The organism is Hydrogenophaga sp. (assembly GCF_011772445.1).
GTDB lineage: Bacteria > Pseudomonadota > Gammaproteobacteria > Burkholderiales > Burkholderiaceae_C > Hydrogenophaga.
On the sequence record NZ_WVZN01000023.1, the window covers coordinates 14,696 to 37,939 of the forward strand.

Annotated in this window: 16 protein-coding genes; 9 read left to right on the forward strand and 7 right to left on the reverse strand. The window is 69.6% G+C overall.

Features of this window, described 5'->3' with window-relative positions; all coding sequences use genetic code 11:
* The first annotated feature begins 48 nt into the window (after positions 1–48).
* Entirely contained in the window at positions 49–1,905 is a 1,857-nt protein-coding gene (locus GTO19_RS10475; RefSeq protein WP_291020872.1) for an ATP-binding protein, read from the forward strand.
* 41 nt (positions 1,906–1,946) lie between these two features.
* Complete coding sequence (locus tag GTO19_RS10480) at positions 1,947–2,954, forward strand: aldo/keto reductase (RefSeq protein WP_291020873.1); 1,008 nt, start codon at positions 1,947–1,949, stop codon at positions 2,952–2,954.
* Here GTO19_RS10480 and GTO19_RS10485 read toward each other — a convergent pair.
* The 3 genes from GTO19_RS10485 to GTO19_RS10495 are packed head-to-tail and all read right to left on the reverse strand — an operon-like array spanning position 2,842 to position 5,929.
* Positions 2,842–3,873, reverse strand: coding sequence for a lysylphosphatidylglycerol synthase domain-containing protein (locus GTO19_RS10485; RefSeq protein ID WP_291020874.1), 1,032 nt, complete (start codon positions 3,871–3,873; stop codon positions 2,842–2,844). The two genes, GTO19_RS10480 and GTO19_RS10485, sit on opposite strands and share 113 nt — an antisense overlap.
* A complete protein-coding gene (gene clsB, locus GTO19_RS10490; protein WP_291020875.1) occupies positions 3,870–5,171 on the reverse strand; it encodes a cardiolipin synthase ClsB in 1,302 nt (433 codons plus the stop codon). Before clsB ends, GTO19_RS10485 begins: the two co-directional genes overlap by 4 nt.
* Entirely contained in the window at positions 5,168–5,929 is a 762-nt protein-coding gene (locus GTO19_RS10495; RefSeq protein ID WP_291020876.1) for an endonuclease/exonuclease/phosphatase family protein, read from the reverse strand. The genes clsB and GTO19_RS10495 overlap by 4 nt, the downstream gene beginning before the upstream one ends.
* A gap of 308 nt (positions 5,930–6,237) precedes the next feature.
* On the opposite strand from GTO19_RS10495, the gene GTO19_RS10500 reads away from it, so the two are divergent.
* From GTO19_RS10500 to GTO19_RS10525, 6 genes are all read left to right on the forward strand, one after another.
* Positions 6,238–6,585 (forward strand): hypothetical protein, encoded by a 348-nt coding sequence (locus GTO19_RS10500; RefSeq protein WP_291020877.1) that lies wholly within the window; start codon positions 6,238–6,240, stop codon positions 6,583–6,585.
* A complete protein-coding gene (locus tag GTO19_RS10505) occupies positions 6,582–7,196 on the forward strand; it encodes a hypothetical protein (RefSeq protein ID WP_291020878.1) in 615 nt (204 codons plus the stop codon). Before GTO19_RS10500 ends, GTO19_RS10505 begins: the two co-directional genes overlap by 4 nt.
* 104 nt (positions 7,197–7,300) lie before the next feature.
* Positions 7,301–9,901 (forward strand): DNA mismatch repair protein MutS, encoded by a 2,601-nt coding sequence (gene mutS, locus GTO19_RS10510; protein ID WP_291020887.1) that lies wholly within the window; start codon positions 7,301–7,303, stop codon positions 9,899–9,901.
* Positions 9,898–10,725, forward strand: coding sequence for a proteasome-type protease (locus tag GTO19_RS10515; RefSeq protein WP_291020879.1), 828 nt, complete (start codon positions 9,898–9,900; stop codon positions 10,723–10,725). The genes mutS and GTO19_RS10515 overlap by 4 nt, the downstream gene beginning before the upstream one ends.
* Before the next feature lie 7 nt (positions 10,726–10,732).
* Positions 10,733–11,569, forward strand: a complete 837-nt coding sequence (locus GTO19_RS10520; RefSeq protein WP_291020880.1) for an alpha/beta hydrolase — start codon at positions 10,733–10,735, stop codon at positions 11,567–11,569.
* Positions 11,570–11,646: 77 nt separating this feature from the next.
* The gene (locus GTO19_RS10525; RefSeq protein WP_291020881.1) at positions 11,647–13,578 is read left to right on the forward strand and encodes a PAS domain S-box protein; all 1,932 of its coding nucleotides are present in this window, start codon (positions 11,647–11,649) and stop codon (positions 13,576–13,578) included.
* Positions 13,579–13,591: 13 nt separating this feature from the next.
* On the opposite strand, the gene GTO19_RS10530 is transcribed toward GTO19_RS10525, so the two are convergent.
* Positions 13,592–14,425 (reverse strand): undecaprenyl-diphosphate phosphatase, encoded by an 834-nt coding sequence (locus tag GTO19_RS10530; protein ID WP_291020882.1) that lies wholly within the window; start codon positions 14,423–14,425, stop codon positions 13,592–13,594.
* A 114-nt stretch (positions 14,426–14,539) separates the two neighbouring features.
* On the opposite strand from GTO19_RS10530, the gene GTO19_RS10535 reads away from it, so the two are divergent.
* Positions 14,540–15,892 carry a TAXI family TRAP transporter solute-binding subunit gene (locus GTO19_RS10535; RefSeq protein WP_291020883.1) on the forward strand — a complete coding sequence of 451 codons (1,353 nt, stop codon included), beginning with the start codon at positions 14,540–14,542 and terminating at the stop codon, positions 15,890–15,892.
* A gap of 11 nt (positions 15,893–15,903) precedes the next feature.
* Here the strand turns inward: GTO19_RS10535 and GTO19_RS10540 are convergent, their stop codons facing one another.
* The 3 genes from GTO19_RS10540 to GTO19_RS10550 are packed head-to-tail and all read right to left on the reverse strand — an operon-like array spanning position 15,904 to position 23,032.
* On the reverse strand, positions 15,904–17,343 hold the full coding sequence (locus GTO19_RS10540; RefSeq protein WP_291020884.1) for an HlyD family type I secretion periplasmic adaptor subunit: 1,440 nt from the start codon (positions 17,341–17,343) through the stop codon (positions 15,904–15,906).
* Positions 17,343–19,643, reverse strand: coding sequence for a type I secretion system permease/ATPase (locus tag GTO19_RS10545; protein ID WP_291020885.1), 2,301 nt, complete (start codon positions 19,641–19,643; stop codon positions 17,343–17,345). The genes GTO19_RS10540 and GTO19_RS10545 overlap by 1 nt, the downstream gene beginning before the upstream one ends.
* Positions 19,640–23,032, reverse strand: a complete 3,393-nt coding sequence (locus GTO19_RS10550) for a calcium-binding protein (RefSeq protein ID WP_291020886.1) — start codon at positions 23,030–23,032, stop codon at positions 19,640–19,642. The genes GTO19_RS10545 and GTO19_RS10550 overlap by 4 nt, the downstream gene beginning before the upstream one ends.
* Between the last annotated feature and the right edge of the window lie 212 nt (positions 23,033–23,244).

Genomic DNA, 23,244 nt, shown 5'->3' on the forward strand with positions numbered 1-23,244 from the left:
ACCCGGCCCCACCTGAAAGCGCTTCGCCTCCCTATGATCGCGCCCGCCATGAAACTTCAACACAAAGCCTGGGTGCTGGTCGCCGTGACCATCGGCCTGCTGAGCCTGTCCTCGATCCTCGTCTCGCAGCGGTCCATCCTGTCGTCGTTCGACGCGCTGGAGGCCAAACAATCGCGCATCGAAAGCGAACGGGCCAACCGACTGCTGGCCCAGCAGCTCGACGGTTTGTCGGCCACCCTGATGGACTACGCGTACTGGACCGAGACCGTCGGGTTCGTCAACGGCCGTCGGCCCGGCTTCTTCACCGAGAACTTCGGCACCGACAACATGCGCTACCTCGGCATCTCGCAGGTGGCGGTGCTCGATGCCCTGGGCCGCCCCTTGGCCAGCGCCGAACTCACCGAGGAGCCGGCCTTGCGGCCCATGTCGGACGCCATGGTGCAGACGCTTCGCAGCCTGGCGGTTCCGGTGCTGTCCGACCCGACCAGCAGCAAGGTCGTGCGGACCTTCCACCGGGCCGACGGTGTCTTGTACCTGGTCTCCATCGCGGCCGTGCGCAGCCAGTTCGAGCCCGGCGCCGCGCCGCAGGGCGCGCTGGCGGGCGTGCGCCGGTTCGACGAAAAAGAGCTCGCCCGCTTCAGCGACATCCTCATGCACCCGGTGCGCCTGCGCTTCGCCGACGCGACATCGAACGCGCCAGCGAGCGGCGGCGCCTCCCCCGATCACCCGACCCTCGAGTCCATCGCGGTGATCCTGGACCACCAGGGTCGGCCCGTGTCGGAGCTGGTCCTCGATCTCGAACGGGACCTGCACACGCAAGGCCATTCGCTGGCATTTGCCACCGCCGTCCAGGTGGCACTGGCCTGTCTGGCCGTGGGCGCCCTCTTGCTGTTCCTGCTGGATCGGATGGTGCTGCGGCGCCTGCAACGGGCCCACCAGGAACTCGGCGCCCTGGCGCAGCAGGGCTTGAACGGCCACGGACTGCTGTCGGTCAGCGGCCAGGACGAACTGGCCGATCTGGCCCGAGGCATCAACCGTCTGCTGGAGAAAACGCGAGAGGACGCCGAGCAGCAACGCCAGGCCCAGGCCCGGCAGGAGGCGCTCAAACTGCAACTGGTCCAGAGCCAGAAGACCGAAGCGCTCGGGCGCTTCACCAGCGGCATTGCGCACGACTTCAACAACGCCCTCACGGCCATCTCGGGTTGCATCCGCCTGGCCGGAGAGGATCTGGAGGCGCAGCACCCGAGCACCGCCTCGCTGAACGAAGCGCTCAAGTCCGCGCGCTACGCGGACGGACTGGTGAAGCAGCTGCTGTCCTTCAGCCGGCAGACGCCGCCGCGCATGGAAGCCGTGCGCCTGAGCGAGCTGGTGAACGAGGCGCGCGTGCTGGTGTCGCTTGGCCTGATGAAGCGCTGCGCCCTGGAGGTGCACCTGCGGGCGCACGAGGATGGGGTGCTGGCCGACCCCACCCAGATCAAGCAGGTCATCGTGAACCTGCTGATCAACGCCTGCGACGCCATGAACGGGCAAGGCACGGTGTCGATCACGCTCGAGGAACTGGCCCTGCCCGGCAGCGGGCCGGCCGACACCGAGCCCGCGCTGGCGCCACTGCCCGCGGGCCGCTACCTGGCCCTGTCGGTCCAGGACGACGGCCCGGGCATTGCGCCGGAGTACCTGCACCGCATCTTCGAGCCCTTCTTCACGACCAAGCCCGCCGGCCAGGGCACCGGCCTGGGCCTGCCCATCGTGCAAGCCATCGCAACGGCACACGGGGGCGCCGTCCTGGCGATGAACCGGCCGGGCTCGGGCGCCTGCTTCCGGCTCTACCTGCCTCGGATCGCCGACCCGGCTGCGGCGCAGCCCCTGCGGCTCGACACGGACTTGGACCGGCTGAGCCTGGCCTGAGGGGAGCGGTAGAGTCCGGGTTCACCCTTACCGGAGACACCATGAAATACCGCCAGTTGGGCGCCTCGGGGCTCACCACGTCCGCCATCGGCCTGGGCTGCATGGGCATGAGCGAGTTCTACGGCCAGACCGACGACGAGGCGTCCCTGCGCACGCTGGAGCGGGCGCTGGAACTGGGCGTCACGCACCTCGATTCGGCCGACACCTACGGCCTCGGCCACAACGAGCGCCTGCTGGGCCGCTTTCTGGCGGCGGGGGGTGCCACGCGCCGGCAGGGGGTGGTGCTGGCCACCAAGTTCGGCATCGTGCGCGCCGCGGGCCAGTACGAACGCCGCATCGACAACTCGCCCGCGTACATCCGCGAAGCCTGCGAGGCCTCGCTGCGCCGGCTGGGCGCGGACCACATCGACCTGTACTACTGCCACCGCCGCGACCCGGCCGTGCCCATCGAGGACGTGGTGGGTGCCATGGGCGAACTGGTGCGGGCCGGCAAGGTCCGCGCGATCGGGCTGTCCGAGGTCTCGGTCGAGACCCTGCGCCGCGCCCACGCTGTGTTCCCGATCGCCGCCGTGCAGTCCGAGTACTCCCTGTGGAGCCGCGAACCCGAGGACGGGATGCTGGCAGCCTGCGCCGAACTCGGCACGGCCTTCGTGGCCTACAGCCCCCTGGGCCGCGCGTTTCTCACCGGGACGCTGGAGACGGACACGCTGTCGGACACCGACTTCCGCAAGAACAACCCGAGGTTCGTCGGCGAGGCGCGCGCCGCGAACCAACGCCTGGTGCAGAACTTGACGGCGTTCGCCAGCGAGCGCGGGCTCAGCAATTCGCAGGTCGCCCTGGCCTGGCTGCTCAACAAGCACCCGCACGTGGTGCCGATCCCCGGCACCCGTCGCATCGCCTACCTGGAAAGCAACGTCGGCGCGGTCGACATCGCGCTCACGCCCCGGGAGATCGGGCAACTGGATCGGCTGTTCGATCCGCAGGCGGTGGCCGGGATGCGCTACCCCGCGGCCGGGCTGGTGGGGATCGAGCCCCCCCGCGCGACCTGATTTCGCTGAAGCCATACGCCGGCAGCGCCAGCGCCAGCGGCAACAGGTAGTGCGCCGCGCGGTACGCCAGCACCGCCGCCAGCACCTCGTCGAGCGGCATCGCCCCGGCCAGGGCCGACGCCACCACGGCCTCCAGCACACCCAGGCCCGAGGGCACGTGCGTGAGCGCGCCCGCCACGCCGGCCAGCAACAAGGCCCCGAGCACGGTGGGGTACGGCACCCGCCCCTGCAGCAGGTTCCACAGGCTCAGCGCCATCAGCATCCACACGGTGGCGCCCATCACCGCCTGGATCAGCGCCACGCGGCTGCCGGCCAGCGGCAGCGAGTGCTCGCGCCAGCGCAGTTCGGATTTGCCGCTGAAGGCGCACAAGGCGTGGTAGCCCACCGCCACCACCAGCAGCACCGCGCCCATGACGCGCAGCGCCACCATGCCCAGCGCCCATTCGCCCTGCAGGCGCGGCGGCGACAGCACCAGCACCGTGCCCAGCACCCAGCACCAGCCCAGCCAGTTGGCGATGAAGCTGTGCGTGACGATCTGCCCCACGGTGCCCGGCGACAGGCCGGCGCGCGTGTACAGGCGCAGGCGCATGCCCACGCCGCCGATGAGCGCGCCGAAGTTGAGGTTGAAGGCGTAGGCGATGGCCGCCGTCGCCAGCGTGCGCGCGCGCGTGATGCGCGCCTTGGCCAGCCAGCGGCCGATGAGGTCGTAGCCGGCGAACAGGGTGTGCGCGCACAGTGCCAGCGCCACCGAGATGAGGATGTGGTGCGGCGGCAGGGCCTTCAGCGCCGCCCAGACCTTGGTCCACTCCACCTCGCGCGCCTGCTGCGCCACCAGATACAGCACCGCAGCCGCCAGCAGCCAGGGCAGCCAGCGGCGCGCGTGCGGCCACAGCCGCTTGAGGCTTGGCCCCGGCGTCACCGCAGGCCCTCCGCGTGGGCGGGTTCGTGGGGCACGGCTTCGCGCGACGTCGTCTCGGCGTCGCCCGATTCGGGCACCACCGGCACCACGCGCGGCTTGGCGTGGTGCGCCCAGCGCGCCCAGGCGGGAAAGCGCCGCAGCGCGTGGAACACCACCATGCTGCGCAGCACGATCCAGGCCGAGCGCAGGCGACCGGGCCGCGGCATCTGCACCAGGTCGCAGCTCTTCTCCAGCACGCGGTCCAGCGCCTCGCGCACCACGGCGGCGAAGGCCTTGTCGCGCACGATCACGTTGGCCTCCAGGTTCAGGCTCAGGCTGGTGGGGTCGAGGTTGCTGGAGCCCACCGTGGCCCAGTGGTCGTCGATGACGGCCACCTTGGCGTGCAGCGGGCGTTCGGTGTATTCGTGGATGCGCACGCCCGCGCGCAGCAGGTGTTCGTACAGCAGCATGGTGGCGCGCTGCACCCAGGGCATGTCGGGGTTGCCTTGCAGGATCAGGTCCACCTGCACGCCGCGGCGCGCGGCGCGCCGCAGGTCGCGCACCAGGCGGTAGCCCGGGAAGAAGTAGGCGTTGGCGATCAGGATGCGGTGTTGCGCGCTGCGGATGGCGGCGCGGTAGTGGCGCTCGATGTCGGTGGTGTGGCGGTGGTTGTCGCGGGTGACGAAGGCGGCCACCGCGCCCTGGTCGAGCGAGGGCATCCGCTCCTCGCGCCGCAACTGGCGCAGGCGGCGCCAGCGGCGCAGCCACATGTCGCGAGGGGGCTGCGGCGTGCTGATGTTGGTGCGGCAGAAGGCCTCGATCTGCTCCACCAGCGGCCCCTCGATGCGCACGGCGTAGTCGAGCTTCGCCTGCTCCGGGTCCAGCGCGAGCACGTGGTCCTTGGCGTAGTTGATGCCGCCCACATAGGCCACGCGGCCGTCGATGACCGCGAGCTTGTTGTGCATGCGGCCCAGCATGTTGATGCGCGCGCCGAACAGTTTGCGCACGGGCTCGAAGGCGCGCAGCTTCACACCCGCGTCGAGCAGGCCCTGAACGAATTCGTCGCCGAGATCGGGGGAACCCCAGCCATCGATGAGCACGTGGACCTCGGCCCCGCGTTGGGCGGCGCGGATCAGCGCGGCGCGCAGGTCACGGCCGACGGGATCGTCGAACCAGATGAAGGTTTCGATGAGCACCTGCTTCTCGGCCGTGTCGATGGCCTGGAAGACGCTGGGGTAGTAGTCCTCGCCGCAGCACAGCAGCTCGATGCGGTTGCCGGGCAACCAGCGCGAATTCATTGGCGTGGCGGTGGTGTTCATGCCGCCTCCTTCAGCCGCACCTCGGCCGCCAGCGGCGCGTGGTCGGACAGGCGCGACCACGGGTGGCGGGGCATGGGCAGCGGCTTCACCGACACGACGTCGCGCACGTAGATGCGGTCGAGCCTCAGGAAGGGCCAGGCGGCGGGAAAGCTGCGCGCGTGGCGGCCATGGCTCTGGCGAAACACCTCGGTGAGGCCGATGCGGGCGAGTCGCGCGTCGGCGCGCTGGCGCCAGTCGTTGAAGTCGCCGGCGACGATGAGGGGCGCGCCCGCCGGGACCTCGCTGTCGATGATCTCGCGCAGCGCGGCGATCTGGTGCTCGCGGTCGCCTTCCAGCAGGCCCAGGTGCACGCACATGAGGTGCAGGGCCGGCAGCGCGCCGTGGTTCACCACGCAATGCAGCACGCCGCGCTGCGGGACGATGCGCGGATGCGAGAGCCGGTGGTTGTGGCTCTTGACGATGGGAAAGTGCGAGAGCACGGCGTTGCCGTAGCTGTCGCGCGGGGCCACGGCGTTGCGGCCGTAGGCGTGGTCCTTCCAGATGGTGTCGGCCAGGAACTCGTACTGCGACACGCCGGGGTGGCGCTCGTCGGGGTCGCCCCCGCCGCGCACTTCCTGCAGGAAGACGACGTCACTCTTGACGGCACGCACCGCCTCGCGCAATTCGTGCAACACGAAGCGCCGGTTGAAAAAGCTGTAACCCTTGTGGATGTTGACCGTCAGTACGCGCAGACTTCCTCCGTTTCTCTGCACAGGCATCGCACACTCCTTCTGACCGCCCGGGGCGGCTTGTTGTTCAGACGCCTTCCATGTTGGGCCCCAGGGCGTGTACGTGGGGCAACCGTCGGTAAAAGCGCCCCGGGCGGAGCCCACGGCTTGCGGCTGTCTGATTGACATTTCGGCGGAGAGTGCTAAAGGCAGCTGCGTGCCGGGCAATTGGCGCGCCCGCCCAGCTCAGCGGCTCCCTGTACAAAGCCGCCGCCCGGCGCTACAACAGCGCACCGCGTTGCGCCGCGGTCCGGCACCGGGCAGCCGCGGCGCCCACTCCCGCGGGCAGGAGGGCAACCATGTCGCACCCGTCCACGCCATCTTTGCGCCACTTCAAAGGCGTCATCCTTCCGGGCGAAACCGAGGAACGGGATCTGATGCTGCGCTTGCTGGAGGCATCGCTTCCGGTGGCCTCGGAACTGCTGTCTCATGCCGCCCGATCGGCCCCGATGAGCCCGATCACCGGCGCCGCCCTGGCCTGCGTGCAAAGCGTCAGCGCGATGCTGGTGGCCGTGGCGCCGCGCTGCAACCTGGCTCCCCCGCCAGAGGACATCGAGGTCAAGGTGGACAGCAGCGGACGCATGGTCTATCGCTGCCGCCATCACCCGGCGCATCGGTGGGACCTGGGCGGGAACCCCTTGCCATGAGCCTGGGCCTGGACAACGCCGGGCGCGCCTTGCCGGCCGCGCTCGGCGTGCTGCTGGGCATCTTCCTGTACGCGAAACCCGTCGTCCAGCCACCGGCTGCACTCCCGGTCCTCGGCCTGCTGGTTCTGATCCTGCTCATGCGACTGGCCCGGGAGGTGTTCATACAACACCCGCTGTTCGGCCTGGCCTTGCTGGAGCCCTGGATCCTGTCTTCGGTTCTCGTCGTCGCGCTGGGCACCCAGTTGCTGCTGTGGCTGGCGCTGCACGCCGAGTCCTGGTTTGCCGCGCCGGCCGCCGTGCAGAAGACCTATGCCGCGGCGCTGATGGGTGCCGTCACCGCCTTCCTGGCCACGGCATGGATGAAAGACATCCAGGACGCCAAAGGCCCGTTCCTGCCGGGTCCCGCCTGGAAGGACTTCGCTCGCCGGTTCTCGACGGCTCACCGCCTCACGGGCGAAACGCTGGAACTGGAGGCCTGCGACGCCGATGTGATCGCGTCCGCCGGCATCAGCGGCTGGGGCCTGAGGGCCCGTTGGCAACGAAGCAGGATACTGAGCGACTACCTCAGGAACGGCAAACGCGCGACACCGCTGCGACAGTCCGCCGGTTGAGCCTTGGTTGGGCGTACGGCCGAACCGATCGGCTACAGTCTTTGGCTGTTTTGCAGTGCCTTCCCGCGCCCACCGTGACCGATTCCCTGGCCGCCCACACCCCCATGATGCAGCAGTACCTGGCCCTCAAGGCCGGGCACCCGCACACGCTGCTCTTCTATCGCATGGGGGATTTCTACGAGCTGTTCTACGACGACGCCGAGAAGGCCGCGCGCCTGCTCGATATCACCTTGACGCAGCGCGGCCAGTCGGCCGGCAAGCCGGTGGTGATGGCGGGCGTGCCATTCCATTCGGTGGACACCTACCTGGGGCGGCTGATCAAGCTCGGCGAGTCGGTGGCCATCTGCGAGCAGGTGGGCGACGTGGCCACGGCCAAGGGGCCGGTGGAGCGCCAGGTGGTGCGCGTGGTCACGCCCGGCACGCTGACCGACGCCGAGTTGCTGTCCGACAAGAGCGAGGCGCTGCTGATGTCCGTGCACGCGGGCGCGCGCACCGGCTGCGGCCTGGCCTGGCTCTCGCTCACGCAGGGCATCGTCTTCCTGGCCCAGTGCGCCAGCGACGAATTGGCCGACTGGGTGGCGCGCCTGGCGCCCGGTGAACTGCTCTACAGCGCCGAGACCACCCCCGCGTTCGAGCAGCGCGTGCAGGCGCTGGCCGGCGCGCCAACGCCGCAGGGCGGCAAGCTGGTCACGGTGCTGCGCCCGGCCTGGGCCTTCGATGCGGCGCTGGGCCAGCGCAAGCTGCTGGACCAGTTGCAGGCCGCCAGCCTGGCCGCCTGGGGCGCCGAGGGCCTGGCCGACGCGCACGCCGCGGCCGGCGCGCTGCTGGCCTATGCGGAGCACACCCAGGGCCGCGCGCTGGCGCACGTGCGCAGCCTGCAGGTGGCGCGGTTCGACGAGCGCATCGACCTGCCGCCCAGCACACGGCGCAACCTCGAACTGGTGCAGACGCTGCGCGGCGAGAGCAGCCCCACCCTCTTCTCGCTGCTCGACACCTGCGCCAGCGGCATGGGCAGCCGCGCCCTGCGCCAGTGGCTGCTGGAGCCGAAACGCGACCGCGCCGAGGCGCGCGAGCGCCTGGGCGCGATCGCCACCCTGCGCACCGGCCCCTGGCAGCGCCTGCGCGAACGCCTCAAGGGCTGCAGCGACGTGGAGCGCATCACCGCGCGCATCGCGCTGCGCCAGGCCAAGCCGCGCGAGCTCGTGGGCCTGGGCCAGACCCTGGGCCGCGCGGGCGAGCTGGCCGCCGCGCTGGCGCCGCTGGGCAGCGACGCGCTGCTGGCTCGCCTGGCCACCGAGTTGCAACCGCCCGCCGGCTGCGCCGAGCTGCTGCAGCGCGCGCTGCTGGCCGAGCCGTCCGCGCTGGTGCGCGACGGCGGGGTCATCGCCGACGGCTTCGACACCGAGCTCGACGAGCTGCGCGGCATCCAGCAGAACAGCGACGCCTTCCTCATCGAGCTGGAAGCGCGCGAGCGCGCGCGCAGCGGCATCGCCAACCTGCGCGTGCAGTTCAACAAGGTGCACGGCTTCTACATCGAGGTCACGCAGGGCCAGCTCGACCGCGTGCCCGACGACTACAAGCGCCGCCAGACGCTCAAGAACGCCGAGCGCTTCATCACGCCCGAGCTCAAGGCCTTCGAGGACAAGGCCCTGTCGGCACAGGAGCGCTCGCTGGCGCGCGAGAAGTGGCTGTACGAAGGCCTGCTGGACACCCTGCAGGGCTTCATCGACCCGCTCACCCGTCTGGCGCGCGCGCTGGCGGCGCTGGATGCGCTGTGCGCGCTCACCGAACGCTCGCTCACGCTGAACTGGTGCGCGCCCAGCTTCACCAGCGAGCCGGGCATCGAGATCCGCGGCGGCCGCCACCCGGTGGTGGAGGCGCGCCTGGCCGAGACCGGCGCGGGCGCCTTCATCGCCAACGACACGGTGCTGGGCCCCAAGTCGCGCATGCAGGTCATCACCGGCCCGAACATGGGCGGCAAGAGCACCTACATGCGCCAGGTGGCCGTCATCGCGCTGCTGGCCAGCATGGGCAGCCACGTGCCGGCGCAGGCCTGCCGGCTGGGGCCGCTCGACGCCATCCACACCCGCATCGGCGCGGCCGACGACCTGGCCAACGCGCAGTCCACCTTCATGGTGGAAATGACCGAGGCCGCGCAGATCCTGCACACGGCCACGCCCAACAGCCTGGTGCTGATGGACGAGATCGGGCGCGGCACCTCCACCTTCGACGGCCTGGCCCTGGCCGGCGGCATCGCCGCGCACCTGCACGACAAGGCGCGCTGCTTCACGCTGTTCGCCACGCACTACTTCGAACTCACCGAATTCCCCGCCACCCACCACGCGGCGGTGAACGTGCACGTGAGCGCGGCCGAGGGCGGCAGCAAGGGCATCGTCTTCCTGCACCAGATCGAGCCCGGCCCGGCCAGCCGCAGCTATGGCATACAGGTTGCCCGGCTGGCGGGCGTGCCCGCGCCCGTGGTGCAGCACGCGCGCCACGCCCTGGCCGCCCTGGAGGCGCACAGCGCCGAGCAGCAGACGCAGGTGGACCTGTTCGCCCCGCCGCCGCCGGCCGAAGCGCCCGAACCCCACCCGCTGGTGGCCGCGATGGCCGCCATCGACCCCGACACACTGAGTCCGCGCGACGCGCTCGACCAGATCTACCAGCTCAAGAAACTCGCCACCCGCACGGGAGCCTCCACATGACCTACTGCGTCGCCGTCAAACTCAACGCCGGCATGGTGTTCCTGTCGGACTCGCGCACCAACGCGGGCCTCGATCAGATCAGCTCATTCCGCAAGATGATGATCTACGAGAAGCCGGACGACCGCTTCATGTGCCTGCTCTCGGCGGGCAACCTGAGCATCTCGCAGTCGGTGCGCGAGATCCTGCAGATCGAGCAACTGGACGACCACGAGGGCGGCGACCCGATCACCATCTGGAACGCGCGCAGCATGTTCGACGCCGCGCGCGTGCTGGGCTCGGCGGTGCGCCACGTGTGGCACCGCGACGGCGAGGCCCTGCAGCGCGCGGGCGTGGATTTCAACGTCTCCCTGATCTTCGGCGGCCAGATCCGCGGCGAGGGCATGCGCCTGTTCCAGGTGTATTCGGCCGGCAACTTCATCGAGGCCACGGCCGAGACGCCTTTCTTCCAGATCGGCGAATCCAAGTACGGCAAGCCCGTGCTCGACCGTGTGATCACGCCCGAGACGCCGCTGGACGAAGCGGCCAAGTGCGCCCTGGTGTCGATGGACTCCACCCTCAAGTCCAACCTGTCGGTGGGCCTGCCGCTGGACATGGTGGTCTACGACGCGAATGCCCTGCGCTGCGACAAGATCGTCTGCATCGAGGAGAACAACCCCTACTTCCGCATGGTGCGCCAGACCTGGGGCCGCAAGCTGCGCGAGGCCTTCGACGACATCGAGCACCCGACCTGGGACGACGGCCAGACGCTGGTGCCGCTGATGTGCGAGAGCGAGCGCCTGGGCCCGCTGAAGAAGATCACCAACCCGCGCGAGAAGCTGATCTGAGCGCGGCGTGATCGTCTTCTCGCACGCCAACAGCTTCCCCGCGGGAACCTACCAGGTGCTGTTCCGCAGCCTGAGGGCGCGCGGTCACGTGGTGCGCGCGGTGGACCGGTACGGCCACGACCCGCGCTACCCGGTCACCAGCAACTGGCCGCACCTGGTGCAGCAACTGGCCGACTTCGCCAACGCCGAGGTCGAGCGCGCGGGCGAGCCCGCCTGGCTGGTGGGCCATTCGCTGGGCGGCTTTCTCAGCCTCATGTGCGCGGCGCGCCACCCCGAACTCGGTGGCCAGCGCGTGCGCGGCGTGCTGCTGATCGACTCGCCCCTGCTGGGCGGCTGGCGCGCGCGCACGCTGGAGCTCGTCAAGCGCACGCAGCTCGTGGGCTCCGTCTCGCCCGGCCGCATCAGCCGCAAGCGCCGCCAGGCCTGGCCGGACGCCGCCACCGCGCTGGAGCACCTGCGCCACAAACGCGCCTTCGCGCACTGGGACCCGCAGTGCCTGCAGGACTACATCGAGCATGGCACGCACGACGCCGACACGCCCCAGGGCCCGCAGCGCGTGCTGAGCTTCGACCGCGAGGTCGAGACCGCCATCTACAACACCCTGCCCCACAACCTGGACCGCCTGCTGCGCCGCCACCCGCTGCGCTGCCCGGTGGGCTTCCTCGGCGGCACGCGCTCGCTGGAGATGCAGCAGGTGGGCATGGCCATGACGCGGCGCGTGCTCGGCCGCAACGGCGAGGCGCGCCTGCGCCTGATCGAGGGATCGCACCTGTTCCCCATGGAGCGCCCGCAGGAAACGGCCGCCGCGATCGACGAACTGCTGGCGGTGCTGGCCGCCGGCTGAGACCTGTTTCACGGTCCTGCTGCCCCCGGGCTGGCCCTCATGCGGCAATGCCCCGGGGCGGTGTAACCTCGCGCCCCGTGAGCCCAGACGCCCCCCCGACCGACGAGTCCGCCACCCGACCGCTGGACCGGCTCGGCGCCCTGCTCGGCTCCTGGGACCCTCGCCGCCACCCCTGGTGGCTGCGCGCCGCCGTGGCGGTGCTGGTCACGGCGCTGGCCACCTGGATGCGCGTGGCCCTGGCGCCGGCGGAAAGCGGCGGCCGCTTCGTCACCCTCACGCTCGCGGCGGCGCTGTGCGCGCTCTACGGCGGGTTCCGCATCGGCATGCTCAGCACGCTGCTGGGCATGCTGGCGGTCAACTTCCTGCTCGTGAAGCCCTACTTCAGCTTCGCGATCGGCAACCTCAACGAGGCCTTCTGGCTCAACTTCTGGCACCTGCTCACGCAAGTCGTGGTGGTGGGCGCCATCGCGTTGATGCAAAAGCGCACGCGCGAGCTGCGGGCTTCGGTCGAACAGGCCCAGCGCAGCCACCAGCAGATGCTCGACACCTTCGAGAACAGCGGCACCGGCATGGCGCACACCCGCCTGGACGGCCACTGGATCCGCATCAACCGCAGCTATTGCGACTTGCTGGGCTACTCGCGCGACGAGGTCGTCCTGCGGCACTGGCGCCAGTTCACCCACCCCGACGACGTCGAGCACGATCTGCATGTGCTGGACGATCTGGTGAGTGGCCGCATCGAGCACCACACGATGGAGAAGCGCTACCTGCACAAGCAGGGCCACACCATCTGGGTTCTGCTGTCCGTGTCCATGATCCGCCATCCCGACGGCTCACCCGACTACATGATCGTCGTGGCGCAGGACATCAGCTCGCGCAAGACCACCGAAGACGCGCTGCGCACCAGCGAGCGACTGCTCTCGCAAGCCCAGGAGCTGGCGCTCATGGCGAGCTGGCGCTACGACGCGGCGCGGCGCCAGTTCACCACGCTGGGCAACGCCAACATCATCCTGGGCGTGCCGCGAGCGGTGTTCAGCGACCTGGACATGCTGGCCATGACCCACCCGGACGACCGCCTGCGCATGCAGCAGGCCTGGGCCGCGGCCTTCCGCGAAGGCGAGCCCTACGACATCGAGTACCGGGTCAACCTGGCCGGTCAATGGCATTGGGTGTCGGTGCGCGCGGAGTTCGAACGCGGCCCTGACGGGCGCGTCACGCAGGGTCTGGGCACGGTGGTCGACATCTCGGCGCACAAGCGCGCCGAGCAACAGATCCAGCAGCTCAATGCCTCGCTGGAAGAGCGCATCCGCGAGCGCACGCAGGCGCTGAGGGCGGCATACGACGAGCTGGAGAGCTACTCCTACGCCGTCGCGCACGACCTGCGCTCACCGCTGCGCATCATCAACGGCTTTGCCCAGGCACTGGAGGAAGACAACCCCGCCCTGTCCGTGGAAAGCCGCCGGCACCTGGAGCGCATCCGCGAGGCCAGCAAGAAGATGGGCGAGCTGATCGACGGCCTGCTCAAGCTCTCGCAGCTGGCGCGGGGCGAACTGCAGCGCGCGCCGGTGGACCTGTCGGCCATGGCCACGCGGCAGTTGCGCGAACTGGCGGCCACCTCGCCCGAACGAACGGTGGACTGGTCGGTGCAGCCCGGCATGATCGCCATGGCCGAAGAAGCCCTGATCGAAGCCCTGTTGCAGAACCTGCTGCACAACGCCTGGAAGTACAGCGCCCACACCGCCGGCGCGCGCATCCAGGTGTCGATGCAGGACAGTGGCGGGCGGCGGGAGTTCGTGGTGGCCGACAACGGCGCGGGGTTCGACATGGCGCGCGCGGCCAAGCTGTTCCAGCCCTTCCAGCGCCTGCACATGCCGCACGAGTTCGCGGGCCTGGGCATCGGCCTGGCGACAGCGCGGCGCATCGTGCTGCGCCACGGCGGCGAGCTGCGCGCGCAAAGCGCGCCCGGTGAAGGCGCGCGCTTCTACTTCACGCTGCAACCCGCGGCCTGACTCAGGCCGCCAGTCAGGCCGTCCAGTTGATCCAGCCGCCCCAGGCGGTGAACACGATCAGCACGCCGAAGGCGATGCGGTACCACGCGAAGGGCACGAAGGTGTGGCTGGAGACGAAGCGCAGCAGCCAGCGCACGCACACCCAGGCCGACAGCCACGACACGATGAGCCCGGTGGCGAAAAACGGCAGGTCGGCCACGCTCAGCAGGTCGCGGTTCTTGTACAGGTCCAGCGTGGCCGCGCCCAGCAGCACCGGCAGGGCCAGGAAGAAGCTGAACTCGGTGGCCGCGCGCCGGCTGTAGCCCACCAGCATGCCGCCGATGATGGTGGCGCCCGAGCGGCTGACGCCGGGAATGAGGGCCACGCACTGGATCAGGCCCACCTTGAGCGCATCGGTCCAGCGCGCGTCGTCGATGGTCTCCACGTGCACCGGCGCGCCGCGCGCCTGGCGCGCCTCGGCCCAGAGCATGATGAAACCGCCCACGATGAAACCGGCCGCCACCACGAAGGGGTGGAACAGCACGCTCTTGATGACGCCGATGAAGAGGAAGCCCAGCACCGCCGCCGGCAGGAAGCCGATCAGCACGTTGGCCGTGAAGCGGCGCGCCACCGCATCACCCGCGGGCAGGCCGCGCAGGGTGTCGAGGATGCGCTGGGCGTACACCGAGACGATGGCCAGGATTGCGCCGGTCTGGATCACCACCTCGAAGACCTTGACCTTTTCGCCGGTGAGGCCCAGCAGCGTGCCCGCCAGGATGAGGTGGCCCGTGGACGAGACGGGCAGGAATTCGGTGAGGCCTTCGACCACGCCCATCAGGGCGGCCTTGATCAGCAGAATCGGATCCATGCGTTGGGGAGATTGGGTGAGCTCGGTTGAGCGGCCGGGGCATTCTAGGTGGCGCCGACAAGAAACAAAGCGCAACCGGTGCGTACACGGGCGCGTGCTATGTTCGCGGCCATCATGCCCAAGACCTTGCGCTACACCCTGATCTCGCTGAAGGAGATGCTGCTCTCGGGCAGCCCCATCGTGCTGATCACCATCGCGCTGGTGGCCTTCACCTGGTGGTGGCTCAAGCCCAACCCACCCACGCAGGTGGTGCTGGCCACCGGGCCCGAGCAGAGCGCGTACGACAGCTTCGGCCAGCGCTACGCCGAGGCGCTCAGGCGTCACGGCATCACGGTGGAGCTGGTGCGCACCGAGGGATCGGCCGACAACCTCGACCGCCTGCGCGAAGGCTCGGTGGAGCTGGGCTTCGTGCAGGGCGGCACGGCCGACATGGGCTATGACGACGAGGATGGCATCGTTTCGCTGGGCAGCCTGTTCGTGGAGCCCCTGTGGCTGTTCTACCGCGAGGACGCCGCGCGGCGTGTCAACCGCAAGGACGCGACGCTGCGCAACCTGGCCGAACTCAAGGGCTGGCGCGTGAACGTGGGCACACCGGGCAGCGGCGTGCCGCGCCTGTTCAACCGCCTGCTCGAGGTCAACCGCATCGAGCCGAACCAGATCACGCTGAGCCGGCTGGAGCAGACCCCCGCCACCGTGGCCTTCCTGGACGGACAGCTCGACGCGCTGGTGTTCGCCTCGGCGCCCGAGTCGCTGATGGTGCAGATGCTGTTGCAGACGCCGGGCGTGAAGCTGCTCGACTTCGCGCAGGCCGAGGCCTATTCACGCCGGTTCGGCTACCTCACGCCCGTGACCATGCCCCAAGGCGTGGTGGACCTGGCGCGCAACGTGCCGCCGCGCAACGTGCGCCTGGTGGCCTCCACCACCTCGCTGCTGGCGCGATCGGACACGCACCCGGCGATCCTGCAGCTGTTCGCGCAGACGGCGATGGAGGTGCACAGCGGCGCGGGCTGGTTCAACCGCGCCCGCGAATACCCCAACCTGGAGCACAGCGAATTCCCCGCGGCGGGCGAGGCCGAGCGCGCCTACAAGGGCGGCCTGCCCTTCCTGCAGCGCTACCTGCCGTTCTGGGCCGCCAGCATCGTCGAGCGCATGTGGCTGGCCCTGGGCCTGATCATCGCGCTGGCGCTGCCGCTCTCGCGCATCGTGCCGCCGCTCTACACCTTCCGCATCCGCTCGCGCGTGTTCCGCTGGTACGCGGAGCTGCGCGAGGTGGAACACCGCCTGGAATCGGGCGGTGCCACGCCGGACGATCTGCTGGAGCAGCTCGACGGCATGGAGGCCAAGGTGGAGAAGGTGGTGGTGCCGCTGTCGTACACCGACGAGCTCTACGCGCTGCGCAACAACATTCATCTGGTGCGCAAGAAGATATTGCGCAAGCGCGAGCCGTCGAGCCCGGCGGCGGCTTGAATGGCTGCCTTTCAGCGCTCGCGCAGGCTTTCGTCGGCCAGCGCCTGCACCGGGCTGAGCAGGTAGTCGATCAGGCGGCGGCGCCCGGTCTTGATCTCGGCCACCAGATTCATGCCGGGCGTGATCGGCAGCTCGCGGCCCTCGACCATCAGGGTTGAACGCTCCAGGGTGAGATACGCCGGAAAGCTGGCCTGGCCGCTGCGCTCGTCCACCGTGGCGTCGGCACCCAGCACCGCCACCGTGGCCGGCAAGGTGCCGTGTCGCGTGAACGGGAAGGCTTCGAGCTTCACCGTGGCCACCTGCCCCTGCCGCACGAAGCCCATGTCCTGGTTGGCGATGGCCACCTGCGCCGTGACCCGCTCGGTATCGGGCACCACCACCAGCAGCACCTGGCCGCCAGCCACCACGTCGCCAGCCGTGTGCACGGCCAGTTGCTGCACCGTTCCGCTCACCGGCGACCGCAGCTCGGTCAGGCGCTCGCCCTGGCGGGCCTTGATGGCATCGGCCACCAGTTGCTCGCGCTGCCGCTGCGCCTGACTCTCGCGATCGAGCAGGTTGCGCCGGATGTCGGCCCGCAGCGCGGCCAGGGAGCGGGCCGCCTGCTCCCGCGCCGCCTCCAGCTCTCGCAGCCGCGCCTGCTGGGTGGCGATGTCGCGCTCCAGCTCGATCCGTTCGCGTGTGCGGTCCTGGCTCGCGTGGCCCGAGATGAAGCCCTTTTCGACCAGCGACAGGTAGTCGGCCTCGCGCCGCTGCGCCCAGCGCGCGCTGGACTGCAACTTGTCGAGCACCGCGCGCGCGGTCTCGCCCTCTGTGCGTCGCTGCGCCACCTCGGCCAGGGCGCGTGCGTGCCGGCTCTGGATGTCCTCCCATTCGGCCCGCAGTTGCGCCCAGGCCTGGCGGGCATCCGCCGCCAGCCAGGCCAGGCCGGTGTCGGCCGGCGCCCTGAACGCCGGTTCGGCGTCGGACACAGGCAAGGCGCCGGCCTCGACTGCACGCACGAGGGCGCCCGTGCGCCAGGCCTCGCTGCTCGCGGCGCGCCACGCTTCCTGCACGCGCGCGTGGTCGGCCCGCGCCGTGGTGCCGTCCAGCGTCACCAGCAACTGCCCGCTCCGCACACGGTCGCCATCGCGCACCCAGACGCGCTGCACCAGCCCGTCCTCCATCGGTTGCACGTGCTTGCTGCGTTCGCTCACGATGACCCGGCCGCTGGCCACGGCCACGATGTCGACCTGTCCCAGACAGGCCCAGGCAAGTGCCACGGCGAACAGGGCCATGATGGTTCGCGCCGTCCACAGTGGCAGCGGGTGAGGGGGCGTCTCCTGGATGCTGAGCGAGCCCGGCAGGAAATCCAGCGCGTCGGGCGAGGCGGCCGGTGGCCCCCCGTCGAAGCGTTGCGCCCAGGCCTGCCGAAAGACCCGCACGTGGCGCCGCCAGGCGCTGCCGCGCACCATCACGCCGGCTCCGCCACCACGGGCGATGCTTGCGGCGCCTGCAACCGCCACAGGCGCGCGTAGGCACCACCGGGACGCCCCACCAGCTCATCGTGCGGGCCGGCCTCCACAAGCCGCCCCTCATCGAGCACCAGGATGCGATCGGCCTGACGCACGGCGCTGAGCCGGTGCGCCACGATCAGCACCGTGCGGCCTCGGCAGATCGCCGCCATGTTGCGCTGGAGGATGGACTCGCTCTCATAGTCCAGCGCGCTCGTGGCCTCATCGAGGATGAGAATGCGCGGCTGGCCAAACAGGGCGCGGGCGATGGCGATTCGCTGGCGCTGACCTCCGCTCAGGCCCGTGCCCTGCTCGCCGACGACGGTGTCATAGCCCTGGGGCAACTCGCTGATGAACCCGTGCGCGCCCGCGAGGCGAGCCGCCTGGATGACCTCGCCAAGACCCGCGCCGGGATCGGTCATCGCGATGTTCTCGCGCACGGTGGTGTTGAAGAGCTGGTTGTCCTGCAGCACCACGCCGATGTGGCGGCGCCATTGCGCCACGTCGATGGTGGCGATGTCCACGCCATCCACCAGCACCTGCCCGGACTCTGGCCTGTACAGGCGCTGAACGAGTTTGGTCAATGTGCTCTTGCCCGAACCCGAGCGGCCCACGATGCCGACCACCTCGCCGGGCCGCAGGCTGATGTTCAAGCCATTCAAGACCGGCCGCGCGTCGGCCCGGTAGCGGAAGCGCACGTCCCGAAACACGATGCTCCCGCTGACTTGCGGCAAGGCTGCGCGCGCGGCTGGCGAAACACCCTCGTGCACCGCGCCTTCGTCGCCGTCGGGCGAGGCGTCCAGCACATCCGCCAGGCGCCGCATCGACACACCAGCCTGCTGAATGTCCATCCACAACTGGGCCAGGCGCATCACTGGCTGCGACACGCGTCCCGCGAACAGGTTGAAGGCCACGAACTGCCCCACGGTGAACTGCCCCTGCATGACCAGGTGCGAGCCCCACCACAGTGTGGCCGCCTGCACGAGCTTGCCGATCAGGCCCACCGCCTCGTGCGCGGTGCTGGCCGCCATCTGCGAACGAAACGTCGCCAGCACGTAGGCCGCGAGCTGGCGATCCCAGCGCTGCGCGAATTGCGGCTCCAGCGCGCCAGCCTTCAGGGTCTGGATGCCGGCGACGGACTCGACGAGCATGGCCTGGTTCTCGGCGCCCAAAGCGAACTTCTGGTCAAGCCGGCGCCGCAGCACGGGCGTGGCCGTGGTGATCACGAGCGCATACAGGGGCAGGCTGGCCAGAACGATGAGGGTCAGCGCGGGGCTATAGGCCAACATCACCGCGATGAACACCAGCGAGAACAGCACATCGAGCATCGCCGTGAGGCATTGGCCCGTGAGGAAGCCACGCAGGCTTTCCAGTTCGCGTACGCGAGCCACCGAATCGCCCACACGGCGGGCCTCGAAGTACGACAAGGGCAGCGACAGCAGGTGGCGGTACAGCTTCGCCCCGAGCTCCACGTCGATGCGTTGCGTGGTGTGGCTGAACACGTAGGTGCGCATGAGGCCCAACAGGGACTCGAACAACACCACGCCCACCAGCCCGAAAACCAGCACCTTGAGGGTGCTCATGCCCTGGTGCACCAGCACCTTGTCCATCACAGCCTGAAAGAACAGCGGGCTGATCAATGCGAAGAGTTGCAGCACCAGGCTGATCAGCATCACCTCACCCAGCAGGCGGCGGTATTTCACCAGGCTCGGAATGAACCAGCTGAAATCGAAGCCCCCGGACGACGGCACCAGCCCGGCGCGCCGCGCGATCAGCAGCGCGTCGCCCGTCCAGCACGCAAGAAACTCGTCGCGCGCGAGCGCCTGCATGCCTTGCGCCAAGCCAGCCGCTGCGTCGGTCGGTCCCGACGCCTCGGCGCGGGGCGCGTCGAAGTCCTGTATCAACCAGCGCTCGCCCTGGCGCCCCGCCAACACCACGAGACGCTCGCTTGTGTCCAGGCCATCGTCCCCCGACCGCGCCTGGAGGCACACCACGGCCGGCACCGGAAGCTCGTGCAGCGTCGTACCGTCGAAGAGCGACCAGCGGGCCTTGAGGCCCAGCGATTTCGCCGCACGCAGCAGGTCGTCGCGCGTGCAGGCGCTGCCCGAGGGCAGGGCCTGCCGATGGGCCAGGGCCGATGGATCGGCCTGGCACTGATGAAACCGCGCCACGGCGCACAAGGCCGCCAGCCCCCGAGGCAATGGACGCGGCGCGCGTGGCGCCGGGTCTGCGGACGCATCACCCGCCACCTCGACCGTCATGTCCAGTTCGACGCCAGCACCGGCGTCAGGACCGAGGCATAGGGTGTCGCGCTCAGGCTGGTCTGGCCGGCGGCGGGTGGCGCCAGGTCGGCCATGACGCGCACCAGGGCATCGACCTGGTCGCTGAACAACTGCTGACCGTCGCCGGCCACGAAGGCGTCCACGCGGGGGGAAGCCTCGTCGTACCAACGATCGACCACGATGCGGTCCTTGGTGCCGATCACGCTCACCTCGAGGTTCAACCCGATCTGGCGGAACCAGAGCTGGTCGCTGGCGATGCCCGGCGCGAACTCCACCGTGTCCCAGTCGGTGTCCAGCGCGTCGGACTGGTCGATGTGGTCCACGCCATCGCCGCGCGCGAACTGGTAGCGGTCGTTGCCCGCGCCGCCACGCAAGCTGTCCTGTCCCTCGCCGCCCGACAGGGTGTCGTCGCCGTCCAGGCCCCACAGCTGGTTGTCTCCCCGGTTGCCCTGCAGCGTGTTGTCGAGCGCATTGCCCGTGCCATCGATGTTCTCGTCCCAGAACTTCACCGGCTCCACCGTGTAGATGGCGTAGGCACCGGGCACCTGGGCGGCCTGGCGGAAAGTCTCGATGTCGACGAAGCGGGTCATGTCGTCGACGCGACCCCGGCCGGAGTCGGCAACATAGAAGCCGGCGAGTTCGCCATCGTCGGCGCGGAACACCGCGCCAGTCAGCGTGACCGCGTGGTTCACCTCGCCGCTGCCTTCGTATTCGGCTTCGTCCCAGAGCAGGCCGGCGTTGACCGCGAGGATCACGCCGCGCCCGCTGCGCAGCAATTGCGCCATGCCGGCCTCGTTGTAGCCCTCGATCACGTCGTTGCGCATGCCGTAGCTGTCGAGGATGCGCTGCTGGTCTGCGACGTTGCTGCCGCCGAGCTGGTAGGACGGCAGGCTCGGATCGCTCACGGCCCAGCGGTTCTCGATGGCCAGTTGCACCACCTGCGATTCGCTGGTGGGGCGACCCGATTGCGTCAGGAGGTTGGCAATGGAGGTCAGTGCGCAGGTGCCTTCGTAGTTGGCCACCGCATCGCCCTGCATGTAGTCCAGCTCGTTGCGCTTGGGGTAGCCGTAGACCAGCACGTCCTGACCGTCCACCAGGCCCAGCTCGGGGTGGCCGAAGTCCAGCAGCTTCAGGTGTTCCACGCCTTCGCCCAGACCAAGGCTCACGCTGCTCTGCACCGTGTCCGCGCCTTCACCGTCGACTTCGATGACGCGGTCGAGCGCGTTGTCCACGTAGTAGGTGTCGTCACCGCGGCCACCGATCAGGGTGTCCGCGCCGGACACGCCATCGAGGATGTTGTCGGCGCTGTTGCCCGTGATGCGGTTGTCCAGCGCGTTGCCGGTGCCATGGGTGGCGAAGCCTTCGAGCAGTTCCAGGTCTTCCACCTCGGCGTTGAGCAGGTAGCTGGTGCTGGCGATCACGGTGTCGTGGCCTTCGCCGGCCTGTTCGTAGACCACGTCATTCACCGAATTGACGATGTAGGTGTCGTCGCCGCTGCCGCCGATCATCACGTCGGCGCCCGCGCCACCGTCCAGGTGGTCGTTGCCCACGCGGCCCACCAGCGTGTCGCGGCCAGCGCCACCGTACAGGTGGTCGTCGTCGCTCTGCCCCGCCAGCAAGGCTTGCTGGGACTCATTGCTGGCGGTGAAGCCCTGCAGGACGTCATCGCCGTCGCCGCCGTACAGCACGTCCTTGCCCACTTGGCCGAACAGCAGGTCGTTGCCGTCGTCGCCGTAGAGCGCGTCGTCGCCATGGCCGCCCTGCAACTCGTCGTCGCCATCGCCACCGAACAGCGCGTCGGTGCCCAGGCCGCTGATCAGCAGGTCCTTGCCGGCACCGCCGTAGAGCAGGTCATCGTCCGACTCGCCAGCGAACAGCGACTGCTGGGCCTCGTCCTCGCCGGTGAAACCCACCAGCACGTCGTCGCCCGCGCCACCCCATAGCCTGTCGCTGCCGACCTGGCCGAACAGGTTGTCGTCGCCGTCCTCGCCCATGAGGCGGTCGTTGCCCGCGCCACCCTGCAGTTGGTCCTTGTCTGCGCCGCCCCACAGCTCGTCGTCGCCCTGGTCGCCGAGCAGGAGGTCATTGCCCGTGCCGCCATCCAGGCGGTCATTGCCCCAGCCGCCGTAGAGGTTGTCGTGGCCGGCCTCGCCCATCAACACGTCGTCGTCGGTCTGGCCGGCATCGAGCGTTTGCTGGGCCTCGTTGCTGGCGGTGAAGCCCACCAGGATGTCGTTTCCGTCACCACCCCAGAGCTGGTCGTTGCCCACCTGGCCGAACAGGGTGTCGTCATCCGCCTCCCCGATCAACTGGTCGTTGCCATGACCTCCCTGCAGTTCATCGGCGCCCGCGCCACCAAAGAGGCGGTCGTTGCCGTACTCGCCCAGCAGGGCGTCGTTGCCCGTGCCGCCATCGAGCATGTCGCTGCCCAGCCCGCCGTACAGGTGGTCATTTCCCCCCTCGCCCCACAACTGATCGTCGTCGGTCATCGGGTCGGCGGAGGTGTATTCCAGTGTTTCGTTCGACGCGACAAAACCTTGCAGGTAGTCGTTGCCCTCGCCACCCCACATCTGGTCGTTGCCCAGGTAGCCGAACAGGCGGTCGTTGCCCGCCTGGCCCAGCAGGCGGTCGTTGCCGTTCTGGCCTTGCAGTTCGTCATCGCCCGTTGCGCCAAACATCAGGTCGTCGCCGCGACCGCCCACCAGGAAGTCGTGGCCAATGCCGCCGTCCAGCACGTCGGCGCCATCGGCACCGTACAGCTCGTCGTCGCCTTCCTCGCCATACAGGCGGTCGTTGCCCGTGTAGCCGAAGAGCACGTCATTACCGGTGCCGCCCCACAGCGAGTCGTCGCGAGCGGAGCCACCCACCATGTCGTTGCCGCCACCGCCCAGGAAGTGGGTGAGCAGACCCAGGTTGAACCAGGAGGAATAGGCACTGTAGTAGGTGGAATCGAAGCTGTCCGCCCCTTCGGTGCCCACCATCACGTGCGGGCTGCGGAAATTGATCTTGATCTGCGTGGGCGCCCACACGCCGTAGCCGCCCGAGGGCGGGAAGTACAGCTCGTCGGTGTTGCGCAGCGTGGTGAAGTTGCTGGGCGGCACGGTGGAGACCGGCTGCGCCATGGCGATGGACGTCGGCTTCGCCGGCATGCCCGCCGTTGCCAATGACCACGACGGCGCTGCCGCGTCACCCGAAGCCGCGGCCTGCCCCCGCCCCCGCGCGAGCGACGCCCATCGGTGCGAGGCGATGCCCTCGACCGCGGCGGACGTTTCGTCCGCGTCCAACCGACCGTCTTCATTCAGATCGCGCCACAAACGCAGGCCCTGCGCCTCCGCCACGGACAGCACGCCATCGCCATCGGCATCCATCCCCGCGAGCTGCTGCGCCGACAGCACCCTGCCCTGCGCGTCCAACGCCACAGGCAGGTGCGCCGCNNGGGTTGGTCCAGTCCACGCCCCAACCGGAGCCGCTGCCTCCGGGCACCAGGTCGTAACTCACGATGAACGAGCCGCTGCCCAGCATCCACGCGCTGCTCTGCTGCGTGAACTGGTTCCAGTAGTTGTTGTCGAGTTGCCCGCTG

Excerpts from the sequence above, each read along its gene's own strand:
- GTO19_RS10475 (WP_291020872.1), top strand. The coding sequence starts at position 49 with ATGAAACTTCAACACAAAGCCTGGGTGCTGGTCGCCGTGACCATCGGC.
- GTO19_RS10480 (WP_291020873.1), top strand. The coding sequence starts at position 1,947 with ATGAAATACCGCCAGTTGGGCGCCTCGGGGCTCACCACGTCCGCCATC.
- clsB (WP_291020875.1), bottom strand. The coding sequence starts at position 5,171 with ATGAACACCACCGCCACGCCAATGAATTCGCGCTGGTTGCCCGGCAAC.
- GTO19_RS10495 (WP_291020876.1), bottom strand. The coding sequence starts at position 5,929 with ATGCCTGTGCAGAGAAACGGAGGAAGTCTGCGCGTACTGACGGTCAAC.
- GTO19_RS10500 (WP_291020877.1), top strand. The coding sequence starts at position 6,238 with ATGTCGCACCCGTCCACGCCATCTTTGCGCCACTTCAAAGGCGTCATC.
- GTO19_RS10505 (WP_291020878.1), top strand. The coding sequence starts at position 6,582 with ATGAGCCTGGGCCTGGACAACGCCGGGCGCGCCTTGCCGGCCGCGCTC.
- mutS (WP_291020887.1), top strand. The coding sequence starts at position 7,301 with ATGATGCAGCAGTACCTGGCCCTCAAGGCCGGGCACCCGCACACGCTG.
- GTO19_RS10515 (WP_291020879.1), top strand. The coding sequence starts at position 9,898 with ATGACCTACTGCGTCGCCGTCAAACTCAACGCCGGCATGGTGTTCCTG.
- GTO19_RS10530 (WP_291020882.1), bottom strand. The coding sequence starts at position 14,425 with ATGGATCCGATTCTGCTGATCAAGGCCGCCCTGATGGGCGTGGTCGAA.
- GTO19_RS10535 (WP_291020883.1), top strand. The coding sequence starts at position 14,540 with ATGCCCAAGACCTTGCGCTACACCCTGATCTCGCTGAAGGAGATGCTG.
- GTO19_RS10540 (WP_291020884.1), bottom strand. The coding sequence starts at position 17,343 with ATGGTGCGCGGCAGCGCCTGGCGGCGCCACGTGCGGGTCTTTCGGCAG.
- GTO19_RS10545 (WP_291020885.1), bottom strand. The coding sequence starts at position 19,643 with ATGACGGTCGAGGTGGCGGGTGATGCGTCCGCAGACCCGGCGCCACGC.
- GTO19_RS10550 (WP_291020886.1), bottom strand. The coding sequence starts at position 23,032 with ATGGATGCCGATGGCGATGGCGTGCTGTCCGTGGCGGAGGCGCAGGGC.